The following is a 23040-nucleotide window of genomic DNA, read 5'->3' on the forward strand; positions in this document are numbered from 1 at the left end:
TCTCCCGTTCCTTAACTTTGGGCACGCATGCGAGCGCTGCCGAGTTCGGTCAGATGGTATTTCTGACCGTGTTTGATTACCAAGCCGGCCTGCGCCAAGTCATTGAGTGTGCGTGACCACGTGGGCGCGGAGTTTCCAAATGCTCGCGCCAGGTCGGTGGCGCCGCACTCTTGGTTTTGAGCCAGATATCCCAGCGCCGCGTTGCCGCGCTCGCTCACAAATACGTCCGGTTGCAGCTGTGCGTATTGATTCGCCGCATTAGGATACATCATTTGAGCTGCTGGTTGTTGAGAACTCTGCATGGTTGGTATCGGCTGTTGAAAACTTTGCGGCCACTGTTGGTATGGCTGCGGCGGCATCTGCTGGGCCCAGGGATGGTACGGCTGCGGCATCTGCTGATACGGCTGCTGATAGCTCTGGGGATACTGCTGCATATATTGCTGGGAGTATCCCTGCTGCGGCATATATTGTCCCGGATATGCCTGCGGGTACGGTTGGAAGCCCATCTGCCGAGCTCCCTGCATGCCCGTCACCTGCTGCATCGCGGCTGCATCCGAATCGGCCGGGACCATGGACTCTGCCGATCCTTGAGTTGTCGTCTGTCCCGCGGGCTGGGGGTCCTGCATGGGCGGCATGCCGGGTTGATGCATCTGCTGCGAAACCATGGGCTGTTGTAGTGGGGACGCGGCCATGGTTTGCTGCGGAGTCATCATTGCTTGCTGTGGAAATGCTCCCGGCAGTGGGTATTCCGACCCCTGGGCCTCGGGGCGCACGGCTGCCCCGCGCCCTCCCGCGCGCTCAATTTCCTGCACGCGCTTGGGGTCGAGGCTCACCGTGACGACGGTGCCGTTGCCCATGTTATCTTCGATGGAGACTGCCCCGCCGGCGTTTTCCAGGTATTCCTGCACCATGGGAAAACCTGCCCCGGTGCCGCGTATATACCGCTTCATCTTGCTGTTTGCGCTGGTGACGCCAAAGTCGAAGGCGCGCTCTTTGTCGTCGATGCCCGGACCTTGGTCGGCAAAGCGGATAGTTTCCCCGCCGTCCAGGATCGAGATAATGGGCTCGGCAAAGTGGGCGTGGATAAAGTTTTCGACAATCTCGCGGATAACCATGAGTGAGATGTGTCCGCCTTGCTCTTTCATGCACTGGTAGACGGTGTTAGTCGTCTCTTCCAGATACGTGCGGATGTCTTGCGGCTCGATGACGATCACGCGCGGGGTCGAAAGCATGTCGTCATAGACGGCGATGCGCGCCGCATACATGGTTTTCGGTGTCTGTTTCGATGTCTGCTCGCCCTCTTTGCGCTCTTCGCGTACGCCGTTGATGTGCTCGTTGTCGGGTGCCGGGTCACCGGAATCGACCATGGTGTAAAAGTCGTCAGACATGCCGCTCGCAATCTTTCAAAAGGTTTCGGATAAATAGTAGCTCACCGCGCAATGTTTCTCATCTTTCGACAAGTTTCCAAAACATGTTGAAAACTTTGGAAAATGGGCGAAAAGTTCTCAACATTGCCAACATGACCTGTCGAAAACTCGGTGAAATATCGTGAAAAGTTGGAGTCATACTCAAAAACTCATCCGGCTTATGGCGGAACCGTGTGAACTGCGCAACCTTTTACCTTTGATTTCTTGACATTTGAACATTGATTTCCCTACAATCTTCAAGCTCACGTGTCTATATCTGCGTCCGCGCCCTCGCGGACACTCGAAATGCAGCAGGAGGAACTTAAGATGAAGCGTACGTATCAGCCTAATAAGCGTAAGCGTGCCAAGACCCATGGCTTCCGTGCCCGTATGGCCACCAAGGGTGGTCGTGCCGTGCTCGCCCGTCGCCGCGCCAAGGGCCGCAAGCGTCTCACTGTCTAGCAGCGATACACACATCTCGCATGAAGACTATTAAGTCTCGGCAAGATTTCGAGCATGTGTTCAGTCAGGGGCGTCGTTTCAATCATCCTCTGATTCGAATGACCATATGTGAATCGGTTGGCGAAGGCGACTCTGGAAGGGTCGCCTTCGTTGGTGCTAAACGACTCGGTTGCGCAGTTGTGCGCAACCGTTCTAAGCGTGTGATGCGCGAGGCCGCCCGCAGCTGCGGATTTCCCGTTGCGGGTTATGACATCATCTTGTTCGCGACCCCCAAGACGAGGATCTCGTCGCCGGAGGAGATGAACGAGGCATTGCGTTCGCTTGTGATACGCGCCGGCGTTGCCGGGGAGGAGCGATGAGCAATCACGTTTTGCGACGTGTTGCCATCGCTCCTATTCGCATATATCAACAGGTTATTTCGCCCTTATTGCCTGACGCCTGCATTTATTATCCAACGTGTTCTCATTACGCCGTCCAGGCTATCGAGAAATACGGTGTTTGTAGAGGCTGCTGGCTTGCCGTGAGGCGCATCGCTCGCTGCAATCCCCTGCACGTCGGCGGTTATGACCCTGTGCCCTAGCGGGCACTCGCTATCGGAGGAAAAATTACATGTGGGATTGGATCGTTAACATCCTTTTCGAGCTGCTCAAGCTCATCCAGACCTTTGCGGTCGACTGGGGCCTGTCCATCATTATTCTGGTGGTCATCGTCCGTCTGCTGCTGACGCCGCTCATGCTCAAGTCGACCAAGTCGACGGCCCGTATGCAGGTGCTGCAGCCCAAGATGCTCGAGATCCAGGAGCGCTACGCTGACGACCCCCAGCGTCAGGCCGAGGAGATGCAGAAGTTCTACAGCGAGAACAAGTTCAATCCGCTGTCCGGCTGCCTGCCGCTTCTGATTCAGATGCCTATCCTCATCGCCCTGTTTACGCTTCTGCAAAACCTGCCTCATTACTTTAACGAGGGCACCTTCTCGTTCTTCAACATTCTGCCCGATCTGACTACCACGCCGAGTGCCTCTTTTGCCGATGGCTTTATGGTCGCACTGCCTGCGCTGGTTTGCCTGATTCTGTTTGCTGTCCTGACCCTGATTCCGCAGCTGTACATGTCGCGCAATCAGACTGGCCAGCAGGCCCAGAGCATGCGCATGATGGCCGTCGTCATGACCGTCATGATGCTCTGGATGGGTTGGAGCCTGCCCGTTGGTGTTCTTTTGTACTACGACGTGTCTTCTGCCTGGCAGGTCATCCAGCAGATCTTTGTGACGCAGAAGGTTATCGAGAAGGCTAAGGCCGAAGAGGAGGAGCGTCTTAAGAACGCCCCGCTGCAGGTTGAGGTCACGCGTCGCGAGAAGAAGCCGCGCCCGCACAAGAAGAAGTAGCGGTATAGTAATCTTATTTAGGTACCTAACTTTTGGAGTACGTTATGTCTGAAGAGATCGTCGAGGATATGCTTGAGGAGGTTGCCCCGCAGGCCGCGGGCGATTATCTCGAGATTGCACAGCGCTACAAGGCTGGTGAAGAGCTTACGGATGAAGAGCTCGACACCATTGCCGATGTTGCGATTTCTATTCTTCGTTCCATCCTTTCGCATTTCGACGCCGCCAACTCTCCTATCGATGAGTATGAGGGCGACGAGGGCGAACTGATTCTTGATGTAACGGCTCCCGACCTTGCCGTCCTTATTGGTCGTCATGGACGCACCCTTGATGCCCTTCAGGTTATGTTCTCGCTGTTGGTGAGCCGCAAGCTAGGCTTTAGGTATCCGGTCGTCGTCGACGTCGAGGGATATAAGAGCCGCCGCCAGGACAAGGTTGCCTCTATGGCTCAGTCTGCTGCCGAGCGGGCAGTGCGCACTCACAAAAGCGTTTCGCTTCCGCCCATGAATGCCTACGAGCGCCGTCTGGTTCATATTGCTCTTCGCGGCAACGACGCCGTCGACACGCATTCTGAGGGTTCTGACCCCGATCGTCATGTTGTGATTGTTGCTCGATAACCTAAACGAGATTATCTTAAGGGGACGTGGTTTCCACGTCCCCTTTTTTTGTCAAAAGTTCTTGATACATTGATTTTTGTCAGATAGGAGTTTGTCTTGTTTGTACTAACCGATGAACAGACAAGCCAGATGCTTAGTCGTCTAATTTCGTATTGCGAAGACTATTCTTTGAAGGTCTCCAATGATGCCCTTCGCTCATGTATTGAGCATCTAGATCTTGTTTTGGAGGCTAATAAGACCACCAATCTTACGCGCATCCTAAATATCGAAGATGCGGCTGTTCTTCATATTCTTGATTCGCTTGTGTTGCTTCCCTATATAGACATAGCTCCAGAAGGCGCTTTGTTAGACATGGGTACTGGTGCTGGGTTTCCTGGAATCCCTTTGACAATTGCTAGCGGACGTAAGGCTACCTATATCGATTCGGTTGGCAAGAAGGTTGATGCCGTCAACTCATTTGTTGAAGCTCTCAGTCTCAAGCATGCTCACGCGGTTCATGATCGTCTTGAAGAATATGCCCGAAGCCATAAGAAACAGTTTGCTGTTGTCACTGCTCGTGCACTTGCACCGTTACCAGTTCTCGTCGAGTATGCTTCACCATTTCTAATAGATAATGGTCTCTTTGTTATTACTAAGGGAAACCCTTCAGACGTTGAACTTCAGTCTGGTCTAACTGCCGCTAGCATATGTGGGTTCACCACACTTATGACAGATGATTTAGATTTGCCAAATGGCTTGGGTCATCGCGAGTTTATCATTCTAAAAAAATCTCGTCCAGCAGCTATTTCACTTCCACGTGCTAATGGCATGGCGAAGAAGAATCCGCTTGCCTAGATGTTTCACGTGAAACATAATGGATAGTAATTACTTGTTATGTTTCACGTGAAACATAACATATGATGAATCGGAATGTTTCATGTGAAACATCCTCCGTTTAACAGCTTAAAATACACCAGGAGGGACCGTGGGATTTCGCGACGTTAAGCGTTCAAAGAGCGCAAAAGACACGCGTATCATTGCAATCATCAATCAAAAGGGTGGTGTGGGTAAGTCCACCACAGCAGTAAACCTTGCAGCAGCACTGGGTGAACAGGGTCGAAAGACGCTGATTGTCGATTTTGATCCACAAGGTAATAGCACGAGCGGCTTTGGAATCGAAAAAGAAGAACTCGATAACTGCATCTATGATGCATTGCTGAATGATGTTCCGGCGGAATCGCTTGTTCTTGATACAAATTGCAGTAAGGTATTTGTAATTCCGGCTACTATCCAGCTTGCAGGTGCAGAAATTGAGCTTGTAAGCGCAATTGCACGAGAAACACGCTTGAAGGATCTGCTTGAGCCTGTTAAGGATGAGTTTGACTTTATATTTATCGACTGTCCGCCTTCACTTGGCTTGTTGACCATTAATGCGTTGACGGCGGCGGACAGTGTTCTGATTCCGATTCAGTGTGAGTATTACGCACTCGAAGGTGTCACGAAGCTGCTTGAGTCGATGAAGATGGTCAAAACACGCCTAAATAAGAGCCTTGATACCTATGGCGTGCTTATGACGATGTATGATTCGCGTACATCGCTCTCAAATCAGGTTGTCGAAGAAGTGCAGTCGTACTTTGGCGATAAGGCATTTAAGACCTTGATTCCGCGTACGGTTAAAATATCAGAAGCACCGTCGTTCGGTGAGCCGGTAATTACATATGCGCCGCAAAATAAGGGCGCAAAGGCGTATATGAACCTTGCCAAAGAGGTGATCAAGCGTGCCTAGTCCTAGGAAGCGTGGCGGTTTGGGTCGCGGACTCAATGCATTGGTCTCCGAAGCAGAATATGAGACCGGTGGATCTGCGACGTCCGCATCCAATACTGCTTCGGAAACTAAACTTCCAATCGAAGATATCGTTCCGAATCCCAACCAACCCAGAATTCATTTTAATGAGACCGAGCTTCGAGAGTTGAGTGAGTCGATTCAGGAGCATGGTGTTCTTCAGCCGCTTCTTGTACGCAAGCACGGTAATGGCTATGAGATTATCGCGGGTGAGCGCCGTTATCAGGCTTCTAAGCTCGCTGGACTTGAGGAACTTCCTGTCATCATAAAAGATGTTGATGATGAACAGATGCTTGCGCTTGCATTGATTGAAAATCTGCAACGCTCTGATCTCAACCCCGTCGAAGAGGCTAAGGGATATCGACAGCTCATCGATGCGAGTGGTATGACTCAAGAGGCCTTGTCGAAGGCTGTTAGCAAGTCTCGCTCTGCAATCACCAATTCGCTGCGCCTACTTGATCTTCCAGAGGTTGTTCAGCAGATGATCTTTGAAGGTAAGCTGACTGCTGGCCATGCTCGTGCAATTCTTGCAGTTCCATACGAAGATGCACGCATTAAGTTAGCTGAGAAGGTTGTTGCGGAAGGATTGTCCGTCCGCGCGACAGAAAATCTTGCTCCGTTGTTTTCTGCCGGAGAGACACCAAAAACGCCTCGAACCGCAACGCCTCAGTCTTTTAAGAAGGCGGCACGCGTTCTGCGTCAGGTGTTTAACACGAACGTTCGCGTAAAGAGCTCGCGCGGTAAGAACAAGATCGAGATTGAATTTAAGGATGAAGAGGAACTCTCTCGCATTCTTGGCGAAATCATTCAGTTTGATCAAGGAGGTCAGGATGAGGAATAAAGTTCTGACTGCTGTCGCCTTGGCTGCTACTGTTGCAGTTGGCGCTTTTGCCGGTTATAGGATTGCGACAGATGATGAATTGCGTGGTCGTTTGCTTCGTGGAGCGCAGGATATCGTTGATACCTCAAAAAAGAAAATGGATGTTATGACCGAGGACGTTGCCATGCGTACGGCTCAGATGACTAAGAATCCCAAGATCAACCAAGATTGGGTTAATCATCAATGGGAAAATGTAGGCTTTTAGGTACCTAACAATGACTTATCTATTCTGAAGGGTTCCTTGTCTGATCACCAGTACAGGGATCCCTAATATCGTCCTAAATAATGCTGGTCAATCGTATGATGCAGATAATCGATGAATATGTAACAGCCCCGGTTGCAATTAAGTAACCGGGGCTTTCTGATGTTTCACATGAAACGTTTAGGCTGGTCGCCCCTACGCGTTCTTCTGAACTTTGAAACGCTGCTTGAGTTGGCCACAAGCCGCATCGATATCGTTGCCGCGGGAGTTGCGGATCGTGGTCTCGATACCACGGGACTCAAGACGGCGTTGAAGGTCTTCTACCTTATGGATCGGTGACGGCTTGAGCGGGCTGCCCTCAATATCGTTGAGCTGAATCAGGTTGACGTGGCACAGCGTGCCCTCGCAGAAGTCGCAGAGCGCCTGCATTTCGGGGTTGGTGTCGTTGACGCCCTCGATCATGGCATATTCGTACGTCGGACGGCGGCCGGTCTTCTCGGTGTAGAGCTGCAGTGCCTCGTGAAGGCGCAGGAGTGTGTATTTCTTGACACCGGGCATGAGCTTATTGCGTGTGGACTGGATAGCGGAGTGCAGCGAGACAGCCAGGGTGAACTGCTCGGGAATATCGGCAAACTTACGGATGCCAGGAATAACACCGCTGGTAGACACGGTGAGATGGCGCGCACCAATGCCGATACCGTCGGGGTCATTAAGGATGCGCAGCGCCTTAAGAACCTCATCGTAGTTGGCAAAAGGCTCGCCCTGGCCCATGAACACTACGCTTGTCGCGCGCTCGCCAAAATCATTGGAAACGTGAAGTACCTGGTCGACGATTTCCTGGGCGGTCAGCGAGCGCCTGAGGCCGTTGAGACCGGTAGCGCAAAAAGCACAGCCCATTCCGCAGCCGGCTTGGGTGGATACGCAGACAGAGAGCTTGTTGCGACGGGGCATGCCGACGGTCTCGACAGAAATGCCATCGTGGTACTCGAGTAGGTATTTACGAGAGCCGTCCTTGGACACCTGCTTGGTGAGCTCGGTCGGCGTGTCGAAGGCAAATGCCTCCTTTAACTGCTCGCGGAAAGCCTTGGGAAGGTTGGTCATATCGTCAAACGAACAAACGTTCTTCTCAAAAACCCATTCAATGAGCTGCTTCGCGCGGAAAGCGGGCTGGCCGAGTTCGGCCACGAGCTCGCGAATATCGTTTTGGCTCAAGTCGCGAATGTCCTGAGATTTAGTCCTGGGATTCATGGAAGCCTTTCGATTTTGGGGAAACGTAGGGGGTATCGCTACAATATGGTATCAGCTGCAGAAATCATAGAGGAGGAGTCTGCCCATGCCGGGTAAAAGCCTAGAGAACATGCACGTAGCGGTCTTGGCGGGCGGCCATTCCGCCGAGCGCGAGATTTCGCTCAATTCGGGAAAGAACGTCGTGGTGGCCCTAAAGGAGGCTGGCTACACTTCGGTGGAGCTGCTCGATACGGCTGCCGATGATTTTATGGTGACTATGGCAACTGGCGATTTTGACGTGGCGTTTATCGCCATGCACGGCGCCGGCGGCGAGGATGGCGCCATGCAGGGAGCCATGGAGACGCTGGGTATCCCCTATACGGCGTCGGGTGTGCTCGCCAGCGCGTGTGGCGCCGATAAAGAGGTTTCAAAGCTTCTGTATGCCAAGGCAGGCATCCCCATTGCCCCCGGTTTGGCGCTTGAGGCGGGCGACGAGGTTGATATCGATCGCATCGTTGAGATTTGCGGCGAGCGTTGCTTTGTAAAGCCCGCCGTCAACGGCTCCAGCTACGGCATCTCCCTGGTACACGAGCCCTCTGAGCTGCCTGCCGCCATCGCCAAGGCCTTTGAGTACGGCGATAAGGTGCTGGTCGAAAAGTGCATCGAGGGAACCGAGATTACCGTAGGCGTCTACGGCGAGGATGACGTACGCGCCCTGCCGATCGTCGAGATTCGCAAGCCTGAGGACTGTGAGTTCTACGACCTGGATGTGAAGTACGTCGATCCCACGGATATCCACCGTATTCCGGCGCAGATTTCGCCCGAAAACTATGCTCGTGCCCAGGAACTAGCCTGTGCGGCCCACAAAGCCCTCGGCTGTCTGGGCATTTCGCGCAGCGATTTTATCGTGAGCGAGGACGGCCCCGTCATCCTCGAGACCAATACGATTCCCGGTATGACCGATACGTCGCTGTATCCGGACGAGATTCGTCATACCAAAGACATGACCTTCCCGCAGGTCTGTGACAGTCTGATTCGCATGGGTCTCCGTCGAGCGGGCATTGCATGCTAATCGAGGATGCTGTATCTCCTGGAACGCCGCAGTTTGTCATTGATTCCTATGCAACGCTTGCCGAGCGTGCCCGCACACAATCGTTTGGCCTTATCGAGGAGGATGTTATCGTCCTCGATACCGAGACCACGGGTCTTTCGGTCCAGGACAACGAGCTTATCGAGATTTCCGCGGCCCGTCTTTCGGGCCGCGAGGTCGTTGACCGCTTTGACACGTTTGTGCATCCCAAGCAGCTGATCCCTGCCGAAATCACTGAGCTCACAAGCATCACAAACGCCGATGTGGCCGATGCCCCCTCGGCTGTAGAGGCCGTGGCTGCGCTCGCCGATTTTGTGGGCGGGTGCCCGGTTATCGCGCACAATGCCACGTTTGACCGATCATTCATCGAATCGGTCAAGGGCGGTGTCAACGTCAGCGACATCTGGATCGATTCGCTGGCGTTGTCCCGTATCGCGCTGCCGCGCCTGGCATCGCACAAGTTGTCCTTTATGGCCGATCTGTTTGGCTGCGACTCCGTGTCGCACCGTGCAAATGCCGATGTCGATGCCCTGTGTGGGGTGTGGCGCGTGCTGCTGGTTGCCCTTACGGACTTGCCGCAGGGCCTTATGGCGCGTCTGGCGGATATGCACGCGGATGTTCCTTGGTCCTATCGTCCCATTTTCTCGTTTTTGGCAGGTCAAAACCCCGGCTCGATTTTCTCGCTTGCCGCCGCCCGCGCCGACGTGCTCAAGGCCGATCGCGCCGATGATCGCGTGGATGCCGACGCGCTGCCGGTTCTTAACATGCCGAGCCGCGAAGAGATTGAGGCGGATTATGCCCCCGGTGGTCTAGTCAATCGCATGTATCCCACTTATGAGCCGCGCGACGAGCAGATTGCCATGGCGCTCGAGGTGCGCGACGCGTTGGTTACGGATACGCATCGCGTGATAGAGGCCGGTACGGGCGTCGGTAAATCGATGGCGTATCTCGTGCCCTTTGCCGAGGCCGCCCGCCGAAACAACATTACCGTTGGCATTGCGACCAAATCGAATAATCTTGCCGATCAGCTTATGTACCACGAGCTGCCAAAACTCGCCGAACAGCTGGACGGAGGCTTGTCATTCTGTGCGCTCAAGGGGTATGACCACTATCCGTGCCTGCGCAAGCTCGAGCGCATGAGCCGAAGTCAGGCAGAGATTACCACCAAGCGCGATCCGGCCGACACACTCACAGCGGTTGCGGTGATCATGGCGTATGTGTGCCAATCTGCCGATGGTGACCTCGATTCGCTCGGCATTCGCTGGCGCAGCGTCAACCGCCCCGACTTTACGACGGCCTCGCGCGAATGCGCTCGCCGCCTGTGTCCGTTCTTCCCCGATAAATGCCTCGTCCACGGTGCCCGTCGTCGCGCGGCGCATGCCGATGTTGTGGTCACAAATCATTCCCTGCTGTTTCGCAATGTTGCGGCCGAAGGGAGAATTTTGCCTCCCATCCGCCACTGGGTAATCGACGAGGCCCATTCCATCGAGCGCGAGGCGCGCCGCCAGTGGGCGCGCGTGGTCTCGGCAGACGAATCTCGCGTGCTATTTGAGCGCCTTGGCGGGTCGAGCTCCGGTGCATTGAGCCAGGTATCTCGTGATTTGGCGACATCCGAAGGCTCCACGCTTTATCTGGGGCTCACCGCGAAGGCGACGTCTACGGTCGCACGCGCGAGCATAGCACTCGCCGAGGTGTTTGACGGCGTGCGTGAGCTCGGCCGTCGCGCCCGCGGTGGCTATGACAGCGCAAATCTGTGGATTGGCCCCGAGTTGCGCGAGTCGGATGACTGGCATGACTTCTTGCAGTCTGCCAGCGCTGCTATCGATGCCCTGGAGCAGGCGGATAAAAATGTTGCCGCGCTGGTGCAGGCTGTCGCTGCCGATAAACCCGAGGTCGTCGTCGACCTGGGCGATATTTCGCGCCGTCTGCACGAGCTGGCCGAGAACCTCAAGTTCATCATTGACGGCACCGACGAGCATTATGTGTACTCGCTGCAGGTCAACCGCCGCCTACGTGCGGGCGGAGAATCCATGACCGCCGAGCGCATCGACATCGGCGAGGCCCTGGCGAACGAGTGGCTGCCCGAGGTGCATACGGCCATCTTTGCCTCGGCAACCATGACGGTGTCCAAGAGCTTTGAGCACTTTAACCATGCCGTAGGCCTCGATCGCATTGGCGCTTCGGCATCCTCGTCACTGCACCTGGATTCGAGCTATGACTTCGATTCAAACATGGCCGTAGTCGTGGCGGGGGACATTCCCGACCCTCGCGACCGCGAGGGCTATCTGTCCGCGCTCGAGCGCGTGCTGGTCGATGCCCATCTTGCCATGGGCGGGTCGGTGCTCACGCTGTTCACCAATCGCCGCGATATGGAAGACCTGTACGCTCGGGTTGAGCCCAAGCTGGCTCGTGCCGGCCTAGAACTCAATTGCCAGCAGCGCAATTCGTCTCCCCGTCGCTTGCGCGATCGCTTTATCAACGAGTCGACCTCGTCGCTCTTTGCTCTCAAAGCATTTTGGGAGGGCTTCGATGCCAGCGGCGAAACGCTGAGATGCGTCATTATCCCCAAGCTGCCATTCTCGAGCCCCACCGATCCTCTCTCGTGCGAGCGCAATCTGCGCGAGGACCGCGCCTGGGTACGCTACTCGCTGCCCGAGGCGGTTCTCGAGGTCAAGCAGGCGGCCGGTCGCCTGATTCGTTCATCGACCGATTGCGGCGTGTTGATTTTGGCCGACCCGCGTCTGGTGACGAAGGGTTACGGCAAGAAATTTCTGACATCGCTGCCTACGAGCTCGTATCAGCGCATCGAAACGGCGCAGATCGGCCACTATCTTCAGTTATGGCGCCAAGCGCACGAACGCCATCGCTAAGAACGGAAGGCCAGTGCCTCGGCGGCATCACATAGACGCTTTGAAAGGGCGGGGTCGTCTGCGATGCGGATGGCTCCGCCCGCTGCGATAATCTGGCTAAACAGCCAGTTTTCGGAGCTATAGCAAACGGTCACGCTTGCCGTACCCTCCCCATCGGCTTTAATTGACCTGATACCTGCCCACCTCACGCGTTCTGCCATATCGAGCGGCATCAGGAGCTTAACGCTCTGGCTTGCCTGTGCAAGGGAATCGTGCAGGGACGTGGTTTCGGTCGTGTGACGCACGACGGAGTCTTCCGTCAGCAGAAGCTCCTCGATCTTGTCCATACGGTAGGAGCGCTGCCCGTCTGCCTCGACATCCCAGGCAATCAGGTATGTTTGGTCGCCGTTGGTCGTGATCTTTAGGGGGTCGATCAATCGCCTGCGTGGATGCTGGTCGTCCAGAGAGCGGTAGGTGACGAGGCATCGCACACCATCCTGAATTGCACAGCAGAGTTGCTGCCAATAAGATCCGCGGGCGACGGTATCGTCAACGCGTTGGTTGTATCCGAGTTCCGCCGGAAGGAGTGCGCGCCGGATGCGCGCCGCCGCGCACTCTTCGATTCCGAGCGACTCCAATTCATGGTTGAGTACGGCGCCCTCGGCGGCACTCAGGCGAAGCGGCAGCACACGGCCCGCATCGCCGATGAGAACCACACGTTCATCGCGGCATTCGCAAATGATGCGCGCGCCCGATTCGCGGTCTGCGAGCGTCGAGATGATGCCGATGATCTCGTCGAGCGAAGCTCCGGAGATATCGAAGCGACTGCAGATTTCGTCTCGCGTCATGCCCGCCTCGCCGGCGGCATAGAGTGCCTCCATAATGTCAATGGAGCGCGAGAGCCTTTGTTCGCTGGTGAGCTTACGCACGGCCATGAGCGCTCACTGTCCTTTCGATGAGGCGGTTCCACGCCTGCTTGAGTTCGTTGGGCGCTACGGGCTTCATACCGTCAACACTGTGTTCCATGCAAAATGACGCCGCCTCATTCAGGTCGCGAACGTCAACGGTCCAGGTCCAGCCGTCTTTGGCGTGCTCGAGCCTTCCTCGCCCACGTGTGAGGCCGTGGACCATGTCGGATTGAGCCTGCGGAGCAAACGAGAAAGTTGCCGTGACGGGCTGGCAATCGGAGAAATCGAATTCAAAGAAGAGGTAATCGTTGAGATTGAAGTCTGCGGGAATGGCATAGGCCCGCGATGGACGCCACGCACGAACGATGCGATCGCAGCGAAAGGTTCTGATTTTTCCGGTGGCGTCATCTAGGCCGCAAAAGTAGGCTGTTCCTTCGCGCTCGAACATGCCGTAGACGCAAACAGTGCGTTGTCGTTGCTCACCCCGTCCGTTTTGATACAAAAAACGCAGCGAGCATCGGTCGGCAAACGCGCTCCATACCGCATCGACCGTCGGCGAGTGAACAACGGGGGGCTCGGCCGTATTCGTCTCGCCGGTAAGATAGGCAATTTTGGAGCGTATGTCGGCGAGCGGGGTCGCAAAGGCCGAAGAGCCCGCGGTGAGGGTCTGATCGATAGCGTTTAGCAGAATGTCGGCATCGTCTGCGGTGATCAAGCCGCCCGCGGCAAACGTATGCTCACGGTCGATTGTCCAGGCGCTCTCCTCGGTCTCCTGGGCACCCGCGGCGCGAACTTCCTTGATCACAATGCCCCGCTCGAGCAGCTTGTCGCGGTCGCGGCGAAACTTTCGCTTATCCGAGTCGACGTTGCCCGATCCGTAGCCTAGGTCAGAATCCAGCACGATCTGCTCGGTAGTTAAGGGCTCGGGGGAACTGTTGAGGACAAAGAAAAGGTTGAGGATACGCTGGGCGGTTTTGTCGAAACCGGGTTCTGGCGCATTTGTTTTGTTTGTCGCGGTCATATCGCTTACCGTCATAGAATCCTCGCATGGGAAGGTTATTTGATGCCATGATTTTAATCCGATATGGAGATTAGGCTATATCCTTGTCCGCTCGGTGCGTTAAGATGCCCAGATTTCGGCCGATTGCGTTCGCTCGGGGTATACTTTCGACTATATACGGTTCTAATGTGCAAGCATTGGGCCTATTTGTCGGATTATGGATGTGGAGCGCACATGGCGAACACCCAGAACTATATCAATCACCTGCTGCAGGGCACGGGCATCACGCCGGCGTGCAGCGAAGAAGAGCGTTTGGCTGCCGAGGATATCGCCCAGATCTTCCGCAATCATGGCTTTGATCCCGAAGTCCAGGAATTTAACGCTCCTGCACCCAGCAGGCTGGCATTTGCCGTCACAGGCATTCTGTCTTTTGCCGGTGCCCTGCTTATGGGTATTGGCGGCAGCATCGGCTTAATCGGTGTTCTGCTGGCCATCGCCGGTGCCGTGTTGTATGTGCTCGAGCGTACCGGTCGCCCTGTTATCTCTCGCCTGGGCAAGACGGGCGTGAGTCAAAATGTCATTGCCTATCACAAGGCCACAGGTCCGCTTGCATCTCCGCGCAACCGTCCGGTGGTTGTTGTCGCCCATTACGATTCTCCGCGTGCCGAGCTCCTCGCTCGCGAACCGTATGCGCCGTATCGCGCGCTCATCGCCAAGATGCTGCCGGTCGCCACGATTGTCCCCGCTGCCGTCGCCATTCTGCGCATTCTGCCGCTCCCCGGCGCTCTTAAGGTTCTGCTTTGGATCGTTGCGATCCTCGCCTCTCTTGTGGCGCTCGCCAACGCGGCCAATATCATTGCCAACCGTTTTGTTCTTCCCTATACGTCCGGTGCGGTCTGCAATAAGTCTTCTGTAGCCGCGATGCTCGGTGTCATGGATAACGTTGCCCCTTACCAGGGCGAAAACGAGTTCCCCAACGACATTCCGTTTGATGACTATTTTGGTGAGCAAAAGCGTCGTGCCGAGGAGATGGCGCGCGCGGCGGCTGAGTATGCCGCTGCCCAGCAGCAAAACGACTACGGCAACACGATCGAGTACGAAGAACCCTCCTACAACGAGGACGAGTTTGGCCAGCCGATCGCTCCCGAATCCGAGCAGGGCGAAGTTTTTGACGAACAGATTGATGGCTTTGAGGGTGCCTCAGCTGACGAAACCCTGATTGGTGTCATTGCTCCCGAGGCTCAGGCTGAAGCCGAGGTTGCTGCCGAGCCGGTCGCGGATGAGGATGTCGTCGAGTCGATTGGTGCGCCCGCTGTCGCTGAGCCGAGCGAGCCCGAGCCCAAGCTGTATCGCAATGCTGCCGGTAATATTCGCTTTGGTTCTGATGCCATTCGTGCCTTGGGGATGCTTCCCGAGTCGTGCACGCTTGATTACGAAGAGGGCGAGGAGCCGACGATCGATCCCGAGCCTGCTTCGGTTGAACCTGTCGCCGCGCCTGCCGACGAGCCCGTCGTCGATACCGAGCCCGAGACGGAACCCGAGCCCAGCCCTGCACCCGAGCCGGACACCGCTGCACCCGCTCCGGTGGTTCAGGATGTGTACGACGATTCCGCCAGCGATTACGATGAGTATCCGCAGCGCGTTTCCTATGAGAGCGATACCGATTTTTCGGCCGATCTACCGGTCGCGACGCCCCATGCCGATATAGCATCTGCGTTCTCTTCGATTGGAGCCAGCGCTTCAAGCTTCTTTAAGGGCGCACTCGCTAAGGGTAAAAAACTTGTCGACGACCTTGAGGAAAAGCGTGCCGCTGCGCGCGAGGTGGCAGAGCAGGAGGCTATTGCCCACCAGCAGGCTGCCGAGGCCGAGCGTGAGCGTACGGCGCGGGAATTTGAACAGCATGAGGCTGAGCAGCCTGCCGCGACGGAGGTCGCCGAGGCTACGACGTCCTTTGAGGCCCAGCAGCCAATCGACGCCACCGAGACGCTCGATGCCGCGAAGTTCGATGCCACGATAACGTTCGAGAAGCAGGGTACTGCCATCGCCGAGCCCCTTTCTGTTTCCGATGAGTCCCAGGATGCTGCAGATGAGATCGAGGCACCCGAAGCCGAGCCGGCTGAGAGTGTCGATGCCGAGCAGGTTGAGAACGTTGACGCCGAGACGAACACCGCCGACGAGATTGAAGCCGACGCGACGGTCGTCGTTGAGCAAGAAGAGACCCCGGTGATTTCTAACGCCGATGAGTCCAGGCCGTACTCTACGCAGATCTTTACCATGCCTGCCCCGAGCGATCCCGGCTCCACGGTTGCCAACCCCGCATCGGCGCAGGTCGAGACGGTTGATTCGCTCATGGCACAGATTTCGTCCAAGGCCGCACCGCGTCCGCAGATGAATATCCCCGATCCCGCTTCTGCTCCGGTGCTCACACCTTCTTCTTCGCCGCTTGCCTCGGTCCCCGATCCATCGCTGCCCTCGATGCAGCAGGCCAACGTCGCATCCCGCACATCCCTCTTCGATCTCCCCGACCCCTCGGCTCAGGCCGACGATCCTTTCGCGACGGCTCAGGGGCCCGAGCCCACGTCGGCACCGGTTGCCCCCTCCATGCCCGTTTCTTCGGGCGCTCAGCCCATCGAAACCATCTCGGCTCCCGTCGCCAAGGAGGCAAAGCCTCAGAAGCGCGGTCTGGGCGGCTTGTTCGGACGCAAAAAGAAGAATGAGCAGAACAGCATGAGCGACTGGCTGGGCGTCGAGGATGACTACGATGCCAAGAAGTCTGGCCGCGGTATCGGCTCTTGGGATAACTTTGAGGACGATGATAACGGCTGGAAGGGCGGTGCCACCTCTTCTGACGGTGCTTCTGCCGAGGACATGCTTTCGGCTGTTGCCTCCATGGGTGATGACGAGCTGCTTGGTCACGATATCTGGTTTGTGGCAACGGGTGCCTCGGATTGTGACGGCGCCGGTATGAAGGCGTTCCTCGAATCCCATCGCGATAAGCTGCGTGGTGTGTTCTTTATCAATCTTGAGTCCATTGGAGCCGGTAGGCTTTCGGTCGTGACGGTCGAAGGCGAGCAACAGTTGCTCAAGGGTGATCGCCGCATCATGAATCTGGTCAGCAAGGTGTGCAAGTCGTTCCACGTTGATTGTGGCGCGTTTGAGATGCCCTATGCCAAGACCGATGCCTATGCCGCGCTCGAGGCGAGCCGTCGCGCCCTCACAATTGCCGGTGTCGATGGCCCGCGTCTTGCCTGCGCGCGCACCGAAGACGATTTGCCGTACAACGTCAACCCGACGAACATCGCTACGGTGTCCGAGGTTGTCACCGAGGTCATCCGCCGTTCGTAGCGGACCTCTAAGGAGTTAGCGTGTTTTCATACATCAAACGCCATTGGCCCGTCTATGTGGTTCTGTTTTTGATCGCCATCGCCATGGGTCTGGGGGCCGCATATATCGTGGGCGCTAAGGGGTCGACGCCCAGGTCCACGATGAGCGAAGAGGTGGAGCAAGAGCAGAGTTTGGGTGCCGACGGCATTTCGGATGGCGATCTGGAAATTGTTGACGGTGGGTCTGCGTCTACGGAATAGCCTTTGGTTACATACGCCAGATAGCGGGCGAGCCGATATGCCGGCTCGCCCGCTATTTCTACCTACTCCTCTTTTGATACCGAGCTTAGCCAAGTGAGCCAAATTGCTGTGCCACCGGCGGTCAATAATGCGGTGAGAAAAGAGATGATGGGTGCATTGCCCGTATTTGGAAGATCCTGCGGAATGGCGCATTTTTGAACAACACGATCTTTATCGTGCGACTCGAGTTTTTCGCCTCCTCCGTTGCGGCAAAGGTCAACACGGGCACTGTTGGCGAGTGCGGTTTGGGGCGTATAGGATGAGGTTGCACACATCCGGATGATTGCTCCGTGTAAATCCGATTTGAGGGATGCCGTCGCGTCGTCAAGGTCGTCATGCTCGTCTTTAAGCCCATTGCGATTCCAAGAATCGTTGTCGCGCCGGGTCGTAAAGTCTGCGGAAACCGAGCCATACTCAAAGCGAATCCCCGTGATAACAGTGTCGTCCGAAAGCGTAAGGTCCTTTACTTCGAGGGTGGAAGACTCCGTGGTCGAGACATCGGCTTTCCAAAGACTCCAGCCATCGTAATCGACAATCCGCACATCCTCGCCCAGCCGCTCTTTGACCTCGGCTGTCTCGAGCCACGGGTTGGTGTGTTCATCGTCAAGTGTGGCGTTGGCCTTTTCCTTTATGCCCAACTTGTCTGCCGGTGACGTTCGATACCAAACATTGCAGAGCCCGTTTAAGTCTCCGACGGCGATCGGGGTTTTAATGGCGACAAGTTTGGCCGTGCCCTCTTTGGCACATTCGAGATCGTCGGTGACGGTGAACTCGTCGACCCAGGTGCTCGATTCGTTTTGAGCGTCGATGGTGTAGGAATAGGAGCCCTTTCTGTCGGGTTGCGTCGCCGCCCGGTTTTTACCGTCGCCGTTCGCCACTGTTCCCTTTGCGGTTGGCCGCGCGATTTCTTGTCGCTTGTCGACGCTCCCCTTAATCTCAATCGGTGCATCCGTCATGGTTACGGCCTGGATCTTCCCCGTATCCTCGACTTCAAAGGATACGTCTTCAGCGAGGTCATAGGAGCGCGGGGACATTGTTTCGCGTAGGGTATAAGAACCGGGTTCAAGGTGCTCCACGCGATGGGGCTGCTCGGATGATATCCAAGAATCAATTTCTGTTCCATCGGCGTCGCATAAGACCAGTCGGGCGCCTTTAACTTCATGCTTGCCTGTCATATTGACCTTGGAGAAATCGACCTTGGTGTAATCATTAGGCAATTCGATCTGCGACTCGACCACGGGGACCTTCTGGTCGATATAAGTAAGCTCAACGATATGTTCTGTCCGATCAAGTAGATAGCCGTCGGGAGACTGGGTTTCAACGACTTCGTATCGTGCCGTTCCGCAACCCAGCGAAAGGTTGTCTACGCGAGCTTTACCCTGTTCATCAGTTGTGACGGCGGCAACGGCTTCACCGGCAAGGGCGGCAATGTGGCCATCGGGGCAAACGATATCGTCGGCAGCGCGAATTTCAAACTTGGCACCAGATAGGGCACTGCCGTCTACTGCGTCAGCCTTCACGATCTCGATGCTTCCGGTTGCCGCGCTGTTGAAATACGAGACGGCGGCGATAGGTGTGAGATCTGCATCGGCAGGAATCGTCACCTTCAGTTCGTCGCCCACAAGGTAGGGCGCTTTGGCTGCGACTTCTCGTACGTAATATGTGCCCGGCTTGAGCGATTCTGGCAACGTGACGGTGCCGGTCGCATTGGTGGTAAAGGTGTTCATAACGTTGTGCGTCGGATACCAGCATGTTTGAGAGATGGGTTCACGGTTGCTGTTGAGCAGCTGAAAACTAAAGCCGGCAAGGGGGACGGAAGCTCCCGTCTGGTCATCGCGTTTGATGATTTGGAGATGTGTCGAAAGGGTGTGATTGTCCACTATGTACTGAAGCTTGGCTCCGTCGGCGATTTGCTCGGGCGCGATGGTCCAATCCTCTGCCCGCTTGAAGCCTGTGGGAACAGTTTCCGGGACCTCGCGAACGGTATAGCCCTCACGATCGTAGGGGATGGCTCCATGGACGCCGTCCGGTCGTGTGCCCGCGCCAAACCAGGCCTTGGGCTGGTCTTTGGTGGATGCGAAGCCATAGATATTTGTCGTCAATGTGCCTACGACCTGCTTAGAGCTGTTGCTGACGATTTCAAAGACGACGCCTTCCGCTGGCTGTTCTAATCCCGATTGCTCGCCGTTCCCGTAATCCTTGAACTTGGAAATCTCGATATCAAACGCAACATGAGTATTGGGGATGCGGCGTTCGAGCTCAACGATGCCCATGTCGTTTAGTTGATTGGGACCGACCGTATAGGTCCAGCTGTCATGGGGGAGCAGGTAGCCCTCTGGCGCTTTCGATTCGTAGAGGGTAAAGGTTCCCAGGGGAATGCCGCTTAAGGTCGCCTGGCCATCGCCTTCGGTCGTGAAGGTACGCGCCCACCCAGGGGTAGATTGCGAGACACAGGTAAATTCGGCTTTGGCGAGCGAGGTTCCCGCCTGCGCTCCGGCATTCGTGGCGGCATCGGTTTTGACGACACGCAGCGTGATAGAACCTGGCTGCTCGTTGATTGTGACATGTCCGCCGCTTTTTCCGGTGGTAAAGTCAATGCGACCGCGTCGGGACAGATAGCCTGTCGGCGCTTTGGTTTCGATTAGGTAATATGCCGTGTTGGGCAAAAGTGTTGCCCGTGCACGACCGTTGCCGTCCATTTTGATGCTGCCGACGTGTTTGTCCGTGTTTTCCTCAAAGATGTTAAACGTCGCCCCACCTAACTGATACGTATCGTTCCCGCTGGTAATGACAGTGTCTGCAGATCTTTTCTCAAAGGATACGTTGATGGTGGGCAAAACGTAGAGCATATCCTGGTGCCGGCCTTCGTTAGAGACGGGTCCGTGATAGCGTCTGGCGCGATGCGGGTCGGCCTTAATATTTCCGGCTTTTGCGTTGTCGTAGAGCCAGCGCGCCGCCGCGACAACCTCGGCGTCTTGATCGAACTTGCCGCTTTTGGCAACGCCGGCGTTGTTTGTATACGCAAAAGAGCCATCGGGGCGCGTGGTTCCTTTGAGCATCCACACGGCAATCTGGGTTGCGGCGCGGGCGCGTTCGGCCGTTAGGTTATGGCCGCCAAATGATGTGGCGGAGGGGTATCCATGGCAGATGACGGCGGCAAACTCGTTGTCGAGCCATGTCCAACCCTGATTGTAGGTCCGCCAGGGTCCTCCTGGGCTGCTGGGGCCGGGGCAGTCTTGGTTCATGCAGTAAGAAATCGAGGCGTCTTGTGCCTCGTACTTGCCAATGCCAAACGGTCCGCACATATCGCTGATGGTGCGAAAACTAAGCGTATCGTTTCCATCGACGGCGCAGGCGGTACCAGGCGTGGCGCAGGCTAGAAACAACAAGAGGAATAGGAGCAGCGGTGCTGTTGCGATTGCGCTGTGGACAGAGTGCGTGGGTGCATTGGACATGGCTGCTCCTTATCCTTTGTGCGCCGCGCTGGGAGATTGCGGCGCGTGGGATGAGATTAGCGCCGGGGGTCATACGGGTAAGTACCGCGAGCTGACCAAGAACTTGCCAAGTTCCCAACAAATGGAGACCGGTTTTAGATAATCAAACAAAAGAGCAAGTAGAAGACGGTGTAAAACAGGTTACTCGAGTCTCTGTTTTCGCAATTCGAGCAACAAGAAGATGTTTTTCCATGCGTAAAACAAGGGTTAGCGCCCTTGTATCAAACAAGACAACCGCGTTATACTATCCCCCACATATGCGGGCATCGCCAAGTGGTAAGGCATCAGCTTCCCAAGCTGACACTCGCGGGTTCGAGTCCCGTTGCCCGCTCCAGTTAAAAGTACAAGCACGGCACCATCACGGTGTCGTGCTTTTTTCAATAAAGCGCCGGGACTCGAACCCGACAGAGTGTGAGCGTTAAGCAAACGCGAAGCGTTTGTAGCGAGCAGGTGAAGGCGCCGACAGGCGCCTGAAGCCGGTGCGGATTTGCGAAGCAAATGCGCGGATGTCCCGTTGCCCGCTCCAGTTAAAAGTACAAGCACGGCACCATCACGGTGCCGTGCTTTTTTCAATAAAGTGCCCGGACTCGAACCCGACAGGGTGTGAACGTTAGGCAAATGGCAAAATGTTAGGTTAATACCTGCTGCCTATACTTGCACCTGCGCACGGTACAATGGTTGAGTTACGACCAACGTGCCAATAACCAAAAAGGAGCCGCTATGATCGATCGCTATACCCGCCCGGAGATGGGACACATCTTCTCCCTCGAGAACAAGTACGCCATTTGGCAGGAGATTGAGGTTCTGGCCTGCGAGGCCCAGGCGGAGCTCGGCAAGATCGGTATTTCTAAAGAAGAAGCTCAGTGGATTCGCGACCACGCCAACTTTGAGAAGGCGAAGGTCGACGAGATCGAAGAAGTCACGCGCCATGACGTCATTGCCTTCCTGACCAATATGAAGGAGTATATCGACGCCGATGTTCCCGAGGGCGAGCCTAAACCCAGCCGTTGGGTTCACTATGGCATGACCAGCTCTGACTTGGGCGATACGGCCCTGTGCTATCAGCTCACCCAGGCCTGCGACCTAATTATCGAGGACGTCAAGAAACTCGGCGAGATCTGCAAACGTCGCGCTTTCGAGGAGCGTAACACGCTCTGCGCCGGTCGCACTCACGGCATCCACGCCGAGCCTATGACCTTTGGTATGAAGTTTGGCTCTTGGGCCTGGGAGCTCAAGCGCGATCTGGATCGCCTTGAGGACGCTCGCAAGAACGTCGCCTTCGGTGCCATCTCGGGTGCCGTTGGCACCTACAGCTCCATCGAGCCGTTTGTCGAGGAGTATGTCTGCGAGCACCTGGGTTTGGTTCACGACCCGCTGTCCACGCAGGTTATCAGCCGCGACCATCATGCCTACCTCGCCGGCGTCCTTGCCACCACGGCGGCCACCTGCGAGCGCATTGCTACCGAGGTTCGCAATCTGCAGAAGACCGATACACTCGAGGCCGAGGAGCCGTTCCGCAAGGGTCAAAAGGGCAGCTCCGCCATGCCGCACAAGCGTAACCCCATCACCATGGAGAAGGTCTGCGGCCTGTCGCGCGTCGTGAAGTCCAACGCCCAGGTCGCCTTCGACAACGTCGCCCTGTGGCATGAGCGTGACATTTCGCACTCTTCTGCCGAGCGCGTCGCCCAGGCCGATAGCTTTATCGCACTTGACCACATGTTCCAGTGCCTTATCCGCGTTATCGATGGCCTCCAGCTGTATCCGGCTCGCATGATGGCCAACCTCAACAAGACCCGCGGTCTCATCTTCTCCTCCAAGGTTCTGCTGGCCCTCGTCGATACGGGCATTACCCGTGAGGACGCCTACGCAATCGTGCAGGAAAACGCCATGGCGACCTGGCATGAGGTGCAGGACTGCGTTTCCGGCCCCACCTTCAAGGAGCGCCTCGAGGCCGATCCGCGCTGCACCGTCAGCCAGGAGAAGCTCGACGAGATCTTTGATCCGTGGGACTTCCTCACCCGCATCGATACGGTCTTCGATCGTCTGGAGCAGCTGAGCTTCGAGTAGGTTCGGGCATAACGTT

General features: G+C 56.0%; 19 protein-coding genes and 1 tRNA gene. 15 read left to right on the forward strand and 5 right to left on the reverse strand.

All coding sequences use genetic code 11. The features are described from left to right. Window positions 1–11: 11 nt before the first annotated feature. Entirely contained in the window at window positions 12–1388 is a 1377-nt protein-coding gene (locus tag ACQQ92_RS01685) for an ATP-binding protein (protein ID WP_427795621.1), read from the reverse strand. Between the two features lie 345 nt (window positions 1389–1733). Here ACQQ92_RS01685 and rpmH point away from each other — a divergent pair, with 345 nt between their 5' ends. The 9 genes from rpmH (at window position 1734) to ACQQ92_RS01730 (ending at window position 6769) form a co-directional block, all read left to right on the forward strand. Further along, complete coding sequence (gene rpmH, locus ACQQ92_RS01690) at window positions 1734–1868, forward strand: 50S ribosomal protein L34 (RefSeq protein ID WP_019127408.1); 135 nt, start codon at window positions 1734–1736, stop codon at window positions 1866–1868. Window positions 1869–1888: 20 nt separating this feature from the next. Further along, complete coding sequence (rnpA, locus tag ACQQ92_RS01695; RefSeq protein ID WP_154516785.1) at window positions 1889–2227, forward strand: ribonuclease P protein component; 339 nt, start codon at window positions 1889–1891, stop codon at window positions 2225–2227. After that, window positions 2224–2448 (forward strand): membrane protein insertion efficiency factor YidD, encoded by a 225-nt coding sequence (gene yidD, locus ACQQ92_RS01700; protein ID WP_154516787.1) that lies wholly within the window; start codon window positions 2224–2226, stop codon window positions 2446–2448. Before rnpA ends, yidD begins: the two co-directional genes overlap by 4 nt. 29 nt (window positions 2449–2477) lie before the next feature. Beyond that, window positions 2478–3248, forward strand: coding sequence for a YidC/Oxa1 family membrane protein insertase (locus ACQQ92_RS01705; RefSeq protein WP_154516790.1), 771 nt, complete (start codon window positions 2478–2480; stop codon window positions 3246–3248). Between the two features lie 44 nt (window positions 3249–3292). After that, window positions 3293–3862, forward strand: coding sequence for a protein jag (locus tag ACQQ92_RS01710; protein WP_154516793.1), 570 nt, complete (start codon window positions 3293–3295; stop codon window positions 3860–3862). 96 nt (window positions 3863–3958) lie between these two features. Next, window positions 3959–4696: a 16S rRNA (guanine(527)-N(7))-methyltransferase RsmG gene (gene rsmG / locus ACQQ92_RS01715; RefSeq protein WP_427795622.1), complete on the forward strand. Its 738-nt coding sequence runs from the start codon at window positions 3959–3961 to the stop codon at window positions 4694–4696. A 130-nt stretch (window positions 4697–4826) separates the two neighbouring features. Continuing rightward, window positions 4827–5627 (forward strand): ParA family protein, encoded by an 801-nt coding sequence (locus tag ACQQ92_RS01720; protein ID WP_427729019.1) that lies wholly within the window; start codon window positions 4827–4829, stop codon window positions 5625–5627. A gap of 19 nt (window positions 5628–5646) precedes the next feature. Then, window positions 5647–6525, forward strand: coding sequence for a ParB/RepB/Spo0J family partition protein (locus tag ACQQ92_RS01725; protein WP_427729018.1), 879 nt, complete (start codon window positions 5647–5649; stop codon window positions 6523–6525). Beyond that, complete coding sequence (locus ACQQ92_RS01730; protein WP_427729016.1) at window positions 6515–6769, forward strand: hypothetical protein; 255 nt, start codon at window positions 6515–6517, stop codon at window positions 6767–6769. The genes ACQQ92_RS01725 and ACQQ92_RS01730 overlap by 11 nt, the downstream gene beginning before the upstream one ends. A gap of 192 nt (window positions 6770–6961) precedes the next feature. Here ACQQ92_RS01730 and rlmN read toward each other — a convergent pair whose 3' ends face one another. Further along, window positions 6962–8014, reverse strand: coding sequence for a 23S rRNA (adenine(2503)-C(2))-methyltransferase RlmN (gene rlmN / locus ACQQ92_RS01735; RefSeq protein ID WP_154516799.1), 1053 nt, complete (start codon window positions 8012–8014; stop codon window positions 6962–6964). A gap of 85 nt (window positions 8015–8099) precedes the next feature. Between rlmN and ACQQ92_RS01740 the strand changes: the two genes are divergently transcribed. Together ACQQ92_RS01740 and ACQQ92_RS01745 are read left to right on the forward strand one after the other, a co-directional pair. Then, the gene (locus tag ACQQ92_RS01740; RefSeq protein ID WP_427748142.1) at window positions 8100–9065 is read left to right on the forward strand and encodes a D-alanine--D-alanine ligase family protein; all 966 of its coding nucleotides are present in this window, start codon (window positions 8100–8102) and stop codon (window positions 9063–9065) included. Beyond that, on the forward strand, window positions 9059–11953 hold the full coding sequence (locus ACQQ92_RS01745; protein WP_427795623.1) for a helicase C-terminal domain-containing protein: 2895 nt from the start codon (window positions 9059–9061) through the stop codon (window positions 11951–11953). The genes ACQQ92_RS01740 and ACQQ92_RS01745 overlap by 7 nt, the downstream gene beginning before the upstream one ends. On the opposite strand, the gene ACQQ92_RS01750 is transcribed toward ACQQ92_RS01745, so the two are convergent. Together ACQQ92_RS01750 and ACQQ92_RS01755 are read right to left on the reverse strand one after the other, a co-directional pair. Next, entirely contained in the window at window positions 11950–12867 is a 918-nt protein-coding gene (locus tag ACQQ92_RS01750) for a helix-turn-helix transcriptional regulator (protein WP_427795624.1), read from the reverse strand. The genes ACQQ92_RS01745 and ACQQ92_RS01750 overlap by 4 nt on opposite strands. Then, a complete protein-coding gene (locus ACQQ92_RS01755; RefSeq protein ID WP_427795625.1) occupies window positions 12854–13876 on the reverse strand; it encodes a helix-turn-helix transcriptional regulator in 1023 nt (340 codons plus the stop codon). Before ACQQ92_RS01755 ends, ACQQ92_RS01750 begins: the two co-directional genes overlap by 14 nt. Before the next feature lie 198 nt (window positions 13877–14074). On the opposite strand from ACQQ92_RS01755, the gene ACQQ92_RS01760 reads away from it, so the two are divergent. Beyond that, the gene (locus tag ACQQ92_RS01760) at window positions 14075–17185 is read left to right on the forward strand and encodes a hypothetical protein (protein WP_427795626.1); all 3111 of its coding nucleotides are present in this window, start codon (window positions 14075–14077) and stop codon (window positions 17183–17185) included. Between the two features lie 20 nt (window positions 17186–17205). After that, complete coding sequence (locus tag ACQQ92_RS01765; RefSeq protein WP_427795627.1) at window positions 17206–17424, forward strand: hypothetical protein; 219 nt, start codon at window positions 17206–17208, stop codon at window positions 17422–17424. A 62-nt stretch (window positions 17425–17486) separates the two neighbouring features. On the opposite strand, the gene ACQQ92_RS01770 is transcribed toward ACQQ92_RS01765, so the two are convergent. Beyond that, window positions 17487–20918 carry a SpaA isopeptide-forming pilin-related protein gene (locus ACQQ92_RS01770; protein WP_427795628.1) on the reverse strand — a complete coding sequence of 1144 codons (3432 nt, stop codon included), beginning with the start codon at window positions 20916–20918 and terminating at the stop codon, window positions 17487–17489. A gap of 298 nt (window positions 20919–21216) precedes the next feature. Here ACQQ92_RS01770 and ACQQ92_RS01775 point away from each other — a divergent pair. Further along, a tRNA-Gly gene (locus tag ACQQ92_RS01775) sits at window positions 21217–21291 on the forward strand. A gap of 386 nt (window positions 21292–21677) precedes the next feature. Beyond that, complete coding sequence (purB, locus tag ACQQ92_RS01780; RefSeq protein ID WP_154516820.1) at window positions 21678–23024, forward strand: adenylosuccinate lyase; 1347 nt, start codon at window positions 21678–21680, stop codon at window positions 23022–23024. Window positions 23025–23040: the final 16 nt, after the last annotated feature.

The sequence above is a fragment of the Collinsella sp. SGI.241 genome (assembly GCF_050312955.1).
GTDB lineage: Bacteria > Actinomycetota > Coriobacteriia > Coriobacteriales > Coriobacteriaceae > Collinsella.

Coding starts and splice junctions, on each gene's coding strand:
- ACQQ92_RS01770 (WP_427795628.1), bottom strand. CDS start 20,918: ATGTCCAATGCACCCACGCACTCTGTCCACAGCGCAATCGCAACAGCA.
- ACQQ92_RS01760 (WP_427795626.1), top strand. CDS start 14,075: ATGGCGAACACCCAGAACTATATCAATCACCTGCTGCAGGGCACGGGC.
- ACQQ92_RS01740 (WP_427748142.1), top strand. CDS start 8,100: ATGCCGGGTAAAAGCCTAGAGAACATGCACGTAGCGGTCTTGGCGGGC.
- ACQQ92_RS01730 (WP_427729016.1), top strand. CDS start 6,515: ATGAGGAATAAAGTTCTGACTGCTGTCGCCTTGGCTGCTACTGTTGCA.
- ACQQ92_RS01705 (WP_154516790.1), top strand. CDS start 2,478: ATGTGGGATTGGATCGTTAACATCCTTTTCGAGCTGCTCAAGCTCATC.
- ACQQ92_RS01750 (WP_427795624.1), bottom strand. CDS start 12,867: ATGGCCGTGCGTAAGCTCACCAGCGAACAAAGGCTCTCGCGCTCCATT.
- ACQQ92_RS01745 (WP_427795623.1), top strand. CDS start 9,059: ATGCTAATCGAGGATGCTGTATCTCCTGGAACGCCGCAGTTTGTCATT.
- rpmH (WP_019127408.1), top strand. CDS start 1,734: ATGAAGCGTACGTATCAGCCTAATAAGCGTAAGCGTGCCAAGACCCAT.
- ACQQ92_RS01685 (WP_427795621.1), bottom strand. CDS start 1,388: ATGTCTGACGACTTTTACACCATGGTCGATTCCGGTGACCCGGCACCC.
- purB (WP_154516820.1), top strand. CDS start 21,678: ATGATCGATCGCTATACCCGCCCGGAGATGGGACACATCTTCTCCCTC.
- ACQQ92_RS01755 (WP_427795625.1), bottom strand. CDS start 13,876: ATGACGGTAAGCGATATGACCGCGACAAACAAAACAAATGCGCCAGAA.
- rlmN (WP_154516799.1), bottom strand. CDS start 8,014: ATGAATCCCAGGACTAAATCTCAGGACATTCGCGACTTGAGCCAAAAC.
- ACQQ92_RS01710 (WP_154516793.1), top strand. CDS start 3,293: ATGTCTGAAGAGATCGTCGAGGATATGCTTGAGGAGGTTGCCCCGCAG.
- rnpA (WP_154516785.1), top strand. CDS start 1,889: ATGAAGACTATTAAGTCTCGGCAAGATTTCGAGCATGTGTTCAGTCAG.
- yidD (WP_154516787.1), top strand. CDS start 2,224: ATGAGCAATCACGTTTTGCGACGTGTTGCCATCGCTCCTATTCGCATA.